Below are 12,756 nucleotides of genomic sequence, written 5' to 3' on the forward strand. Positions count from 1 at the left end.
AAGGAGTGAAGAGTAGTGACGATTCCCTCAAAGTTACAAGCAGGAGATGAAGTACGGGTTGTTTCTCCAGCCACTAGCTTAGCTGTTATTAGTGACCATGATCGTAATTTAGCAGTAAAACGTTTGCAGGCGCTAGGTTTAAATGTAACATTTGGCCGGTACGCAGACGAGTCAGATAGGTTTCATTCTTCTTCCGTGGAGTCACGTTTAACGGATTTGCATGAAGCATTTGAAGATCCGAATGTGAAAGGCATTTTGACAACGCTCGGGGGGCTAAATAGCAATCAGCTTCTCCGTGATTTGGATTACGACGTGATCAGACGGAATCCAAAAATTTTGTGCGGATACTCTGATATTACAGCGTTAAGTAATGCGATTTATACGAAAACAGGGTTAATGACATATTCTGGGCCTCATTTTTCTACGTTCGGGATGAAAAAAGGAATCGACTATACATTGGAATATTTTATACGGTGCATGTTTGAGTCAGTTCCGTTCAAGGTCAAACCCTCAGAAAGCTGGAGTGATGACGATTGGTACCTTGATCAGAATAACAGAACGTTTATTGGAAATGATGGCTTTCAAGTCATTACGAAAGGTAAAGCAGAAGGGAAAATCATAGGCGGTAATCTTTGTACGTTGAATCTACTTCAAGGAACAGAGTACATGCCGGATTTGGAAGGAAGTATCCTTTTTCTTGAAGATGACAATGACGTTTCGGCACAGACATTTGACCGGGATTTGCAGTCACTCATACACTTGCCTGCATTTAAAGGCGTGAGAGGGCTAGTCATTGGCAGGTTTCAAAAAGCTTCTGAGATCACTCTCGTAGACATGATGGCAATTATCGGATCGAAGCCGGAGCTCGCATCTTTTCCAGTTGTATCCAATGTTGACTTCGGACACACGACGCCGCACATCACGTTTCCCGTTGGTGGGACTGCTAAATTGGAGGCCATATCCGAAGAGGAAATAAGCATAGATGTCGTAGAACATTAAAAGGTAGAAGTAGAAGCGGCGAAAACTTCTGCCTATGCAGTGGTGTTGGCACACTTCAACCTTAAGGTTTGTTCGAATTAGAAAAAGCCTAAGTACGGTTAATCACCTGTCTGTCGATAATCTAGCTTGAAATGAAAAGGCTGTTGAGAAGGGTTTCTCAACAGCTTGAGGCCGGCCATTGAGGCTGACCTCTTTTCTTGATACAGGTAACAGCTTTAATAACCTGCTTTTGGAGTATTAACAAACTTTTCGATAATCATTATAAAATGACCAAAGTTAAAAGTGAAGAACGAATAACGATTGAGGAAAATGTTTCTTTATCTGAAAATCTCGGAAATTTTTCAGTATGATGTAAAGAAATTAATAAGCGGTTTATTTTGAGCGGAAGTGTGATTTAGGAAAGAATGTATAAAAAAGAGAAATGTTTTATCATTTATCACAAAGTGTAAAAGGAACATATGTGCAGTTTATTTTACCCGTTTATGAAGAACGCTGGACCCCAGAATTAGGGTTAGTATTGGAGCTAGAATAGCTTTGAACCATTTTGTGTAAATCTTTGTGAGCTTCTCTTATTTCAAGGGTTTGATCAAGGATTTTTTGAAAACCTTGCAAGTCTTTATCAGATGCATTTAATACCGACTTAGGAATATCTTCAGCGATTTGTTGTAAAGTTAAATCTCGCTTCATGAATAACGACCTCCTTCCCTTTTTTGGACTTTTGTCTTGTCCTCTTTATTAATTTTTGAAAGAGATGTTATTTTCCTGCAAACTGTCACCAAAATTTATCTACAAATATCATCAGAATTCTGCGTAAAAAGTGTACAATTATGTATAAATCAGAGCAAAAGATACACTCTATTTATTTAGGTGGGTTACCCTTCACCTAGATTAAACAAGGAGGTTTTCAAATGGTTAATCAAAATTTTGAGAAATTTAATAAAATACAACAAAAACACAAAGCCGATTATCCTGGTGGGGAAAACGCTGGAAAATCACCAATGGGAAGATCAAATGATACGAATGATCGAGATAGTTCAATATCGGTAGGAGCAGAAGGGCGAGATATACCTTCTAAAAAGTGATTGATAAAAACAGGGACCTGTTACGATAGGTCCCTGTTTTTATGACCTTCTAAATGTTTTACGTTTGTTTCCTCTTTTTCGATTGCTTCCAGACCATTTTGTTTTTTATATTAAATAGTTCACCTCCGCTAATGTTTTGTTATTTAGTATGTGAGAGTTCGTTTTATGATAAAGGGAAGGTTTTAGTGAAACGATTGAATTTTTAGAGGCAAATATCAATAACACACATAAGGTATAATAATTTCATTTTAAGTGGGTGAATGTAATGAATTATTATCCTTATCGACAGCAGTGGTCTTCAGTTTTAGAATTATTAAATCAGAGTCTACAAGGTGAAAAAATGGTTTGTTCACTAAGCACACAATTATTTCACATTTCAGCAACAGAAGATCTAGAAGGCAATCCCGAAATGCATGAACATCTTGTTCCGGCTTCTTATCATCGCGTAACAGCAGTCGGTTCTGCTCAACGTTTACAAAATGGTGAATACCATGACTCAATAATTAATACGTTGATTTCGTGTGTAAATAGTGGACTTAGAGAAGACCAGGAAGTAATGAAATGGCTACAAATTATGCTAGACAATGCACCGGATGGATTTGAATCTTTTATACAAAACATTATTAATTGGCAACAACAAACAGAACAAAGTTTATCTTCTGCTCTACAGCTTATAGGACAAATGGACTATGATATTGAAGATATAAACAATAATGGCATAAATTATTATTAAGGGTTAACAGTTTGGGCATTTAGGAGCAAAACATAAAGCTGAACTATATCATCGTTCAGCTTTACATAAAATTTCTTTCAATATTAAAAAGAAGAAAGAGTGGCTTTAATTATTGTTCCTTCAAGTTAGATAAAGGAACGTCTTGTTCATTTTGTGGTTGGTCAAGAGGGTAGATTCTTGCTGTTTCATTATTATCATTCACATTTTGAATATAAATCGGCACTTCATTATAAGTTACATTAGCCATAACGGGTGAAGAAGCAATTTCATGTGCTCGTTGTTTGTTCATTAGAAGGACCTCCTTTTGATTAGTAAACATTTATAGTGTTTACCTCAAACTTCATCAGTATACCAACTATTTAATATGGTAATCTTGAATCATTTGGCTATCATCACTGAGTTATTTTTCACGTAGGTTGAAAAGAAGTTGCTTAATTCTAAAATGGTGAACAATGGTCATTATGATGATAATTAAATTTAACACAGTCGACAGAATCGTACTCCCGGTGAGGAGACGGTTTGTGTTATATCGGAACATACTAATCACACCTTTTCCCCTTATTATGAAACAGTCACTAAAATATATTCTGTACTAACTAATCTCACCTTGAGAGAATCAATATTTTCGATTCAATTCTGCACTGAGGTCTCATCGGGATTAGCGATCCAAACATCATGTGGTGGATTTTTGCTTTAACCCATTAACGTGGTGGGGGTCAGGCACCAAAATGGGCACCAAATCGGTACCATAATAAAAACAACCGTTCGGGGTTGAACGGTTGTTTAAATGGTTATTGTGGGTTTTGTTGGTCAAGGTGTGTGTGAATAGAGATATTACTAAGTGCCTGACCTGCTTCGTTTTTGTAGATATCTTGTGTTGCTAAATCGCCAATTGAAAGCATGCCTACGATCTGGTTGTTATCGACAACAGGCAAGCGTCTGATTTGATTTTGTGCCATGAGCTGGGCTGCTTGGTGAATATCCATATCGGCGTTGGCGACAGTAAGAGTACCACTCATACACTGTGAGCATGGGGTGTTGGATTGTAAGTTGTGTGCTGTTGCTCTAAGAGCAAGGTCTCTGTCTGTTATGATTCCTCTAACTTGTCCGTTTTCAACAACTGGAATAGCACCACAATCATTCTGTTCCATTAAAGCAGCAACTTCTTGAATACTTTGTGTTGGTGTTACAGATACGACATTTTGACTCATTAAACTTCGAATAGATTGATCCATGTATTTTTCCACTCCTTTACTATTTAGAATGTGACAAAGGAGTGAAAACATGCATGGAGTATAAATGGAATTTTGTACATCATGTTTGCTGACATTAATGCTCGATTCTATTCGTTAACTGTTCAATTGCAAACTCTACCATGGACTGATACAGACTTAAAATCGATTGTCCGTAGGTTGTTCCAGGTACAGCCCATTTTCCGTTTAATCCGACCCAAGTTGTTGCACTACCCCTTTCAACCAAGCCAAAACGGGGATCGACTAATGGGTATCCTTCTGGTATTGGATGTGTGGAAGCATAAGCATATAAATGCTGTATATGGGCATGAACCCCCTCTTCTGGTGTTTCAAAGCTAGCCCCTGGGTTTTCAGGATCTGTGGCACCAATTCCAGCGAAGTTATTTTGTTTTTCTTTTACGATTCCGGTAAATCTGAAATAATCTGTCTCGTGTAATGCTTGAGCAAACGCGATATCGCTGCTTATGCCATATGCTGTTCCATATTGAATGTAGAATTGACCTAATGATGGTGCTTCTGGATTAATCGTTCTTACAAATTGATTTAAATACGCGGCGGATAGGTGAATGTCTCCTAATATTGGTTCCCCTTCCTCGTTATCCTCGATTTGCTCAGTTAAAATATAGGCATCTGTGATTCCTACATCTTTTACGACCTGTAAGTGTTTTTCTGCATTCTCTTGATTTTTAAAGGCACCTGATTGAACGCGATACATCGTTTCTTCATTTATTTCTACAGAGAAAACAAAGGATAGAATACCATTATTTTGTAAAAAATCAACTCTCTTATTCGCATTTTCTCTATTACTAAAGGCGCCTGCAATGATTTTGTGGATTTGATCATTTTGCTTTTTAACTGTAAGCGACAATGCATTAGCCATACCATCAGCAATGGTCTTTGCCACATCAGTAATAAAATGGTGATTCTGAAGCAGCTGTAAATCCTGATCGTTATCAACAAATAGTCCCTCTAGAAGAGAGGCTGACATTTCTGTTTCTCGCAAAACGTGAAAGTTAGCATTTTTCTTTCCCTGATCGTTAACAACTGTTTTTTTACTAATACCATCCATTATATGATCGTGAAGTTTAGAACGAATCTGTATCGTTTGTTCAGGAACGGTACCGTTATAAATATAACTTTCAAAGCCAGTACCACCACCGATATTATTATGAATAGAACAAAAATAATCAGCTTGATTGCTATTTGCTATTCTTGTTCTTTCACTTAAGCTTACTGTTGTATCTGTCGTTCTTGTCATGATAACGTCTGTTAAATAGTTTGCTTTTAAATAATCTCGTACCAGAATCCCGATAGTTAGTGCGATATCTTTTTCTTTAAATCCTTGGTATGTTGCACCTGAATCAGTACCACCATGGCCTGGATCAATGACGATCATTGTCATGTTTTCACCCCCTACTAAAACAGTATGAAAAATATAGAAAAATGTTTTTGCTTATATCCTTTTAAAAATAAATTGGATTTTTTCTTTTTAAAGTAGGTACTACTTCTTGGCGATACGCCGTTACTAGTATTCTTCCATTTTCATAGTTTATTAAAGAAACTAGAGGAAAGGAAGAATCTTGATGTTTAACTACAAAATGATCAAGCTGCTGCGTTCAAGAGATAAAAAGTTAGACTACCCTTTACGACAAAGGGCATTGCAACTTCATAAACCTTTTAAGTGGATGCCTTGCTTTTTTCACAGCATGTATGAAAGATTTATCAATAAGACGAAAAAGCTGTCTGTCATTATAGAGTATGACCAAGGACAGTGTGAAAAAGGTATTCACGAAACAGGGACAATCTTAAACGGGCATATGAGATGCAAAATGAGAAAAAGATTTTTAAGAGTATCTTGCTGCAGTGCAGAGGTGACTCCGGTGGCATTAGAAGATATGCTATCAAAGTGTTCACACATTAAGAAAGTGCATCTGAACCGAGAGGTCAAAGCATTGCTCGACACAGCGGTTCCTGCTTCCAATGCACAAAACATTACGAGAAATGATACCGTGCTAACAGGGAGTGGTGTTACTACAGCTGTTATTGACACGGGGATTTATCCTCATGAAGATTTATCTGGAAGAATTGTAGGGTTTGCAGATTTTATTAATGATAGGACGGAACCATATGATGATAACGGTCATGGAACCCATTGTGCAGGGGACGTTGCTGGAAATGGTTCTGCATCTGATGGACAATACAAGGGTCCGGCCCCTGAGGGGAATGTAATCGGGGTAAAGGTATTAGATAAAATGGGAGCCGGCTCGTTGGAAACTGTGATGGAAGGCGTAGAATGGTGTATAGAACACAACGAACAAAACCCTGAGCATCCTATTGATATTATTAATATGTCTCTAGGAAGTACTGCTCAAAGGTATGAAAATGAAGAAGATGACCCGATGGTGAAAATCGTAAACGAAGCTTGGGATCATGGGATTGTTGTTTGTGTGGCTGCTGGAAATGAAGGACCCGAATCTCAAACGATCGCGAGTCCCGGTGTTAGTGAAAAAATTATCACGGTTGGTGCTCTTGATGATCAAAATACAGTACCTAGAGATGGTGATGACGTTGCAAGCTTTTCCAGCCGTGGCCCGACCATTTATGGAAAGACAAAGCCGGACATCTTAGCTCCAGGTGTCGATATTGTTTCATTACGCTCACCAAACTCTTATCTTGATAAGATGCAAAAACAAAGCAGAGTAAGTGATGATTATATCTCCTTGTCCGGCACCTCAATGGCTACCCCAATTTGCGCTGGAATTGTTGCATTATATCTTCAGCACAATTCCGAAGCTACACCTCAACAAATCAAAGATGCGTTACGTGACGGAGCCGATTTATGGAGAGACAGAGATCCGAATGTTTATGGAGCAGGGTATATCAATGCAGAAAACTCAATAGAAGAATGATTTAACCTCCAGTTTTTACTGGAGGTTTTCTAATCTGGATAAAAAGGACGTCATGCTTGGGCAAAATAGACTAAAGAACGTTCAACTTTTTAAGCTTTTTGTAATAGCAAAAACCGAGGAAATAAGCGAGTACATATGAAGCGAACGTCCAATAAATATTCCACCCGTTTCTATATTTAACTCTGCCTGCTCCTACAAATGACAGTTCAAAAAGTGTCATAAGCAAACTAAAAAGAACGATGAGTAAACTCGGTCTTTTATTTCTTTGCAGGTAATAAGTGAAGTAGCCTGCTGATACTGGATAGGCGCCTAAGTCAACAGGTAAAGAGGATATCAGTTCAGTTTTATACGAAGGGCGACTTCGCCAGAACTTCGCTTGACCTAAAATATCTTATGAGTGCTGCTGCAGTTTTAGTTGTCATTGTTCTATGGCCAGAACGAGGGATCGATCCAAATCCATATACCTTACTTGTTTTTTCTTTTTTTGCTGGAAAAGCTGCTTATCGATTAGATTGGCGGCAGGTAATGTTCGTTGGTGCCATTCTTTTATTTGGTGCGCTTGGCCCGACATTTGCCGGTTATCCAATTTTTCCACCAGTTTTTATCATTTTATATTCAGTCATGCTAGCCATTGCGCTAGTCGTTTTTCGAAAGGTGTCAGAGGATCTGGAAGAAGGATTGGAGAGGAATGAAGCGTTGCTTAGTGAATATCGTAAAATGAAGCGGCGCATTGCATCGGGGGAAAAACAGGCAAGGCAGGAGGAACGCACCCAAATTGCCAGAGATATTCATGATTCAGTCGGTCATAAATTAACCGCCCTTTTAATGCAGTTGGAAGTTTACCGGATGCAAGCGGGGGATGAAAAAGATGAAAGACTGCAAGAATTGAAAAAACTTGCCAAGGATAGTCTTGAGGAAACGAGAAGTGCAGTGAAAACGTTGAAACAAGATGAAGTAACCGGTGTATCTGCAATTATTGCCCTCATTCGTAAACTTGAAGCAGAGAGCTTTATCCGAATTCAGTTTTCTGTGAAGCATGGTGCTTTTTCTGCTCACCTTGGCAATGAGCAGGCGATCGCTGTATACCGGGTTGTACAAGAGGCGTTAACTAATTTAATGCGACACAGCCAAGTGAGAGAAGCAGAGATTGTTTTTGAAGCCCCGGCAGGAGGAGTGTTCCGTTTTGAGGTTTCAAACCCATTGACAGAAGAAATTTCATTTCGAGAAGGGTTCGGGGTGGCTTCCATGCGAGAACGGATTGAACAGGCAGGTGGTCATTACGAAGTGACTCAATTTGACGGTAGATTTACCGTTCGAGGAACGCTGCCATTACTTAATGAGGAGAGGGTGCAAGAATGATTCGAATATTGTTAGCAGAAGATCAGGGGATGGTTCGCCAAGGTTTAAAAATGATGATCGAAACAGATGAGGAAATGCGCGTCACAGGAGAGGCAAGCAATGGAAAAGAAGCAGTGTCACTGTGTGAATCTCACCACTTTGACATTGTTGTGCTAGATATTCGAATGCCTGTCATGGATGGCTTAGAAGCTGCGCGTATTATTCACTCACGTTGGCCAAGCAGGAAAATTCTCATGTTAACAACGTTTAACGATGATCAATATGCACTTGAAGCATTGAAGAGCGGAGCGAGAGGATATATGCTCAAAGATGCAGAACCACAGGAATTAATCCGGGCGATTAGAAGCTGTTTGTCTGGAGGAATCACTTTACAGGATCATGTTGCAGCGAAGGTGATGCCGAAGCTGATCAAACACACAAAAAATGAAGAAATTGATCCGTCAATTACACCTCGTGAACTGGACATTATCCGTCGAATTGGTGAAGGTCGCAGTAATAAGGAAATTTCTGATGAACTTGGATTGTCGGTAGGTACGGTAAAAAATCATATTAGCTTAATCTTAGATAAATTAGCACTACGTGACCGAACACAATTGGCTATTTATGCGATTAGACACAACATTGTATAAAAAAGTGACTCAAGTCATGGTGAAAATCATATTTAGTGACGGAAGACAGTGGGAGCACTGTCTTTTTGTATATATACTTTGAAGTACACACGAAGGAATGGAACATAAAACAATGCAATCTGCAAAGCATATTTGACTTATTAGCCGTGTTCGTTTTGGGACAGAGGTAAAATTTAAAGAGGAGGCATGCTACATGCTGGAAACGAAAGATTTGCAAAAGGTGTTTAAAGGAAAAACAGCTGTTGATGGTATTAATTTATACATCGATAAAGGTGAGTCAGTTGGTTTGCTTGGACCAAATGGTGCTGGGAAGTCATCGACGATATCAATGATCTCTTCGCTTATTAAACCAACATCAGGTGATGTCATGTTGCATGGAAAAAGTGTGGTGAAGGACCCGAGAAGGATTCGTCACGTACTCGGAATCGTCCCGCAGGAAATTGCACTTTATCAAGAGTTGACGGCCTATGAAAACCTGAAGTTTTTTGGAAGAATTTACGGCCTTAAGGGAAAGAAGCTTGAAGAAGAAATGCAATCAGTATTGAAAATGGTCGGATTAGAGAGTCGTCAAAAGGAAGTCGTCAAAACGTATTCTGGAGGAATGCAGCGCAGAATTAATATGGCAGCTGCGATGCTGCATGAACCAGAAGTTCTCATCATGGATGAACCGACAGTAGGTGTTGATCCACAGTCACGTACGCATATTCTCGAGACGGTACGCGAATTAAACCGGGAGAATGGTTTGACAGTTTTGTACACGAGTCATTATATGGAGGAAGTTGAACGTCTTTGCGACAGAGTGTACATCATGGATCATGGCCGGATTATTGCTTCAGGAACTAAAGATGAGCTCAAGAACATTTTATCTGGTGAAGAAACGGTTTGGATCGAGTTAGACCGTCCTCATCCAGCCCTTGTCACGGAATTACAATCACTTGAAGGTATCCAGAAAGCAACAGAAACAGAAAAAGGGTTAAAGTTAATTGTTCCTAAAGGAAGCAGGCTACTTGGGAAGGTGTTTCAGGCAGCTGAGCGTCATGATGCACAAATAGTAAATGTCAATGTCCAATCGCCAACCTTGGAAGATGTGTTCTTACACTTAACCGGTCGTACATTAAGGGATTAGGGAGGTGAAAGCCGGTGGGTACATTTATCAAGAAGGATATCCTCGTTCTAGTTCGAGATCGAGCAGAATTAATCGTTCTCCTGTTAATGCCATTTATTTTAATCGCAATCTTAGGATTTGCATTAAGGGGGGTAATGGAAGGAGAAACCGAAGCGCTAGATATGCAGGTTGCTATTGTACAGGAAGATCATGAGCAGCAAGGGATAAGTCAATTCACAAACGAGTTAGAAGAACGTAATTTTCCGGAAGAAGCAGCTGCTGAAATGCAAATTACGGCAGAGGCAATCAGCCCTTATTCAATGTTGAAAGACACGTTAAGCAGTAAAGAAATTAGCAGTATGGTTGAAACTGTCGATATGGATGCTACTGCAGCAGAACAGGCATTGGAAAAACAAGAAGTTGATGCTATTTTGACAATACCGGAAAACTTTACGTACGACTCCTTGCAACGGCTTCTTTTAGATGAAGGAGAAGGCAGTGAACTTCAAATGACCTTCGATGAGCATGCATCACTTCAGGCGAGCGTGTTTCACGATATTGTCGACGGGTTTGTTCGGACATTTAATTTTGAAACAGCCATTTCAATGTCATTAGGAGACGGTGCTTATCAAATGAATGGGGAAGTACAAGGACTTGGTGGTATAGAAACGGTCTCTAAAAGCGATCCTATCAGTTCTATTCAGTACTATACAATAGGGATGGCGGTGATGTTTGTCCTCTTTGTAGCAGGGACGATTTCTGGAAAAGCTTTTGTAGAAAAACAGCAGCACGTGTTTAATCGCATTTTACTATCTGGAAAACATCCTTTCATTTATTTAGGGGGAAAAGTCGTTTCGGCAGCATTCATTTCTTTTGCTCAATTTGTTATTTTATTTAGCTTATCAACACTCATATTTCGAACATTTTCTGGAGAAACACTGGAATTTTGGCTAGGGATGGCCCTTATATCGATAGTGTTATCACTCTGTGTCGGTGGACTTGCAGCAATGCTTACAGCTCTCTCTCTACGGTTCAATAGTGTAGCTATCTCATCTGTTTTTTCTACTGGGATTGTATCGATCTTCGCATTTGCCGGAGGAAGTTTCTTTCCGACTTCTGGGTTACCTGAGATCATTGAAACAATTGGAAATTGGACGCCAAATGGTGCCGCTTTATCTGCATACATTCAATGGCTACAAGGATTTGGGATCGATGTGTTAATTACACCATTGAGTCGAATAGCCGGAATGGCCATCTTATTATTGGTGCTTAGTGTCTTCATTTTTCCAAAAAGGAGGTCTGTCTGATTATGAAATCTGTTTTTTTATTACAATGGCAACGCTTCCGCAGAGCACCTGTTTTAGTTTTATCTATGATGATTTTAACGATTGCATTTGTGGCTGTACTTGGCGGGTTTGGTTCAGTGAATACACTGACTGTGCCGACATATTCAGATACCTCATTGTCGGAAGAAGAGAGAGAATTTTGGCTTGATCGACTAAATGAATCGGATAGTTTTGAGTTTCGGTGGACTGAGGGGGCGGAGGCAAAGCAGTCAGTTGTTGAAGGGAGTACGAGTGTTGCTGTCCAGATAATGGAAGACGATTATCGAATGCTTGTGGCGGCAGACGATCAGAATCGATATTTAGTCGAAGGGTACGTCAATCAAATATATTCTGAAGAGCTTCGCTTAAAGGAAGCAGAACAATACGCTGTTGAAAGTAGCTTTCGTGAGGAAGTAGGAAGCTACATGGAGGAGCCAGCTATTGCGGTTGTAACAACTTCTGTGGAAGGGGAAGAAGGTACTTTCCAGTATAATGAACAATTGCAAATGTTGTTTGGAATGACGTTGTTCTTCTCTATTTACACGATTATGTTTAGTTTATTAACGATCGTTGAAGAAAAGCGAGGGGGAACCTGGAATCGTCTCATTATCTCCCCACTTCACAAATGGCAAATTTATTTAGGGCACCTGTTGTACTGCTTTATAGTTGGTTATGCACAAATAATACTCATAATCGTGTTTTTTCATTATGTGTTCGGCTTTGATATTGGAGATCGTTTCGGTACTATTTTAATTATTACGGCATGCTATACGTTTGCAATTGTTGCATTAGGTATGCTCCTCATGGGGCTAGTAAACTCAACTCAACAGCTTCAAGCTGTGATTCCGATTGTTTCAACTGCCATTGCGATGCTTGGTGGAGCGTTTTGGCCGATTGAAGTGGTTACAAACGAGATCATGCTCGCCTTATCAAAAGGGGTACCCATGTTGTATGCGATTGATGCCTTGAAAGGGGCGGCAATATATGATCGTGGCTTGCTCGAACTTGGTGAACCTCTATCAATTATGTTGCTCTTCGGTGTGATCTGTATGGGTGTAGGAATAAATTTAATGGAACGTCGCAGTGTGTGACTTGTGTCAAACCGTCCTAAAGGGACGGTTTTTTTAAAAGAATTTATAGAGCGACCGCTACCTTCATACCGCTCGTCTCAAGGGAAAAGCATCCTTGAGACTTTAAAATATGCGAGCTAAACGCTGTTTTTATAAAGGTTCTTTTCGCATAGATTGTTGTTTTTTATTGATAAATCGAAGGAGCGAAAGGCGGCGACTCCCTGCGGGAAAAGCAACAATGGTTTTCTTGCGACGAGGAACCACAGGAGCAGCTGAAGACCCCGCAGGGTGG

Annotated in this window: 14 protein-coding genes; 9 read left to right on the forward strand and 5 right to left on the reverse strand. The window is 39.7% G+C overall.

The window, feature by feature from the left end:
• Positions 1–15: 15 nt before the first annotated feature.
• On the forward strand, positions 16–999 hold the full coding sequence (locus CDZ94_RS19395; protein ID WP_096439957.1) for a S66 family peptidase: 984 nt from the start codon (positions 16–18) through the stop codon (positions 997–999).
• Positions 1,000–1,479: 480 nt separating this feature from the next.
• Here the strand turns inward: CDZ94_RS19395 and CDZ94_RS19400 are convergent, their stop codons facing one another.
• The gene (locus CDZ94_RS19400; protein ID WP_096439959.1) at positions 1,480–1,686 is read right to left on the reverse strand and encodes a hypothetical protein; all 207 of its coding nucleotides are present in this window, start codon (positions 1,684–1,686) and stop codon (positions 1,480–1,482) included.
• A gap of 221 nt (positions 1,687–1,907) precedes the next feature.
• On the opposite strand from CDZ94_RS19400, the gene CDZ94_RS21455 reads away from it, so the two are divergent.
• Both CDZ94_RS21455 and CDZ94_RS19405 read left to right on the forward strand, forming a co-directional pair.
• Complete coding sequence (locus tag CDZ94_RS21455; protein WP_157812030.1) at positions 1,908–2,081, forward strand: hypothetical protein; 174 nt, start codon at positions 1,908–1,910, stop codon at positions 2,079–2,081.
• Between the two features lie 265 nt (positions 2,082–2,346).
• On the forward strand, positions 2,347–2,814 hold the full coding sequence (locus CDZ94_RS19405) for a hypothetical protein (protein WP_096439961.1): 468 nt from the start codon (positions 2,347–2,349) through the stop codon (positions 2,812–2,814).
• A gap of 109 nt (positions 2,815–2,923) precedes the next feature.
• On the opposite strand, the gene CDZ94_RS19410 is transcribed toward CDZ94_RS19405, so the two are convergent.
• The 3 genes from CDZ94_RS19410 to CDZ94_RS19420 form a co-directional block, all read right to left on the reverse strand.
• Complete coding sequence (locus tag CDZ94_RS19410) at positions 2,924–3,103, reverse strand: small acid-soluble spore protein H (protein ID WP_096439963.1); 180 nt, start codon at positions 3,101–3,103, stop codon at positions 2,924–2,926.
• A 502-nt stretch (positions 3,104–3,605) separates the two neighbouring features.
• On the reverse strand, positions 3,606–4,049 hold the full coding sequence (locus CDZ94_RS19415) for a CBS domain-containing protein (RefSeq protein WP_096439965.1): 444 nt from the start codon (positions 4,047–4,049) through the stop codon (positions 3,606–3,608).
• Between the two features lie 94 nt (positions 4,050–4,143).
• Positions 4,144–5,469 carry an N-acetylmuramoyl-L-alanine amidase gene (locus CDZ94_RS19420; protein WP_096439967.1) on the reverse strand — a complete coding sequence of 442 codons (1,326 nt, stop codon included), beginning with the start codon at positions 5,467–5,469 and terminating at the stop codon, positions 4,144–4,146.
• A 181-nt stretch (positions 5,470–5,650) separates the two neighbouring features.
• On the opposite strand from CDZ94_RS19420, the gene CDZ94_RS19425 reads away from it, so the two are divergent.
• Complete coding sequence (locus CDZ94_RS19425; RefSeq protein WP_096439969.1) at positions 5,651–6,976, forward strand: S8 family peptidase; 1,326 nt, start codon at positions 5,651–5,653, stop codon at positions 6,974–6,976.
• 70 nt (positions 6,977–7,046) lie between these two features.
• On the opposite strand, the gene CDZ94_RS22020 is transcribed toward CDZ94_RS19425, so the two are convergent.
• Positions 7,047–7,364: a CBO0543 family protein gene (locus CDZ94_RS22020; RefSeq protein ID WP_425352572.1), complete on the reverse strand. Its 318-nt coding sequence runs from the start codon at positions 7,362–7,364 to the stop codon at positions 7,047–7,049.
• 5 nt (positions 7,365–7,369) lie between these two features.
• Here CDZ94_RS22020 and CDZ94_RS19430 point away from each other — a divergent pair, with 5 nt between their 5' ends.
• The 5 genes from CDZ94_RS19430 (at position 7,370) to CDZ94_RS19450 (ending at position 12,485) form a co-directional block, all read left to right on the forward strand.
• On the forward strand, positions 7,370–8,335 hold the full coding sequence (locus CDZ94_RS19430; protein ID WP_096439971.1) for a sensor histidine kinase: 966 nt from the start codon (positions 7,370–7,372) through the stop codon (positions 8,333–8,335).
• A complete protein-coding gene (locus CDZ94_RS19435; protein WP_096439973.1) occupies positions 8,332–8,964 on the forward strand; it encodes a response regulator in 633 nt (210 codons plus the stop codon). The genes CDZ94_RS19430 and CDZ94_RS19435 overlap by 4 nt, the downstream gene beginning before the upstream one ends.
• A gap of 193 nt (positions 8,965–9,157) precedes the next feature.
• The gene (locus CDZ94_RS19440) at positions 9,158–10,090 is read left to right on the forward strand and encodes an ABC transporter ATP-binding protein (protein ID WP_096439975.1); all 933 of its coding nucleotides are present in this window, start codon (positions 9,158–9,160) and stop codon (positions 10,088–10,090) included.
• Between the two features lie 14 nt (positions 10,091–10,104).
• The gene (locus CDZ94_RS19445; protein WP_096439977.1) at positions 10,105–11,376 is read left to right on the forward strand and encodes an ABC transporter permease; all 1,272 of its coding nucleotides are present in this window, start codon (positions 10,105–10,107) and stop codon (positions 11,374–11,376) included.
• 2 nt (positions 11,377–11,378) lie between these two features.
• Entirely contained in the window at positions 11,379–12,485 is a 1,107-nt protein-coding gene (locus CDZ94_RS19450; RefSeq protein ID WP_096439979.1) for an ABC transporter permease, read from the forward strand.
• The last annotated feature ends 271 nt before the right edge of the window (positions 12,486–12,756 follow it).

The sequence above is a fragment of the Alteribacter populi genome, from assembly GCF_002352765.1.
Classification (GTDB): Bacteria; Bacillota; Bacilli; order Bacillales; family Salisediminibacteriaceae; genus Alteribacter; species Alteribacter populi.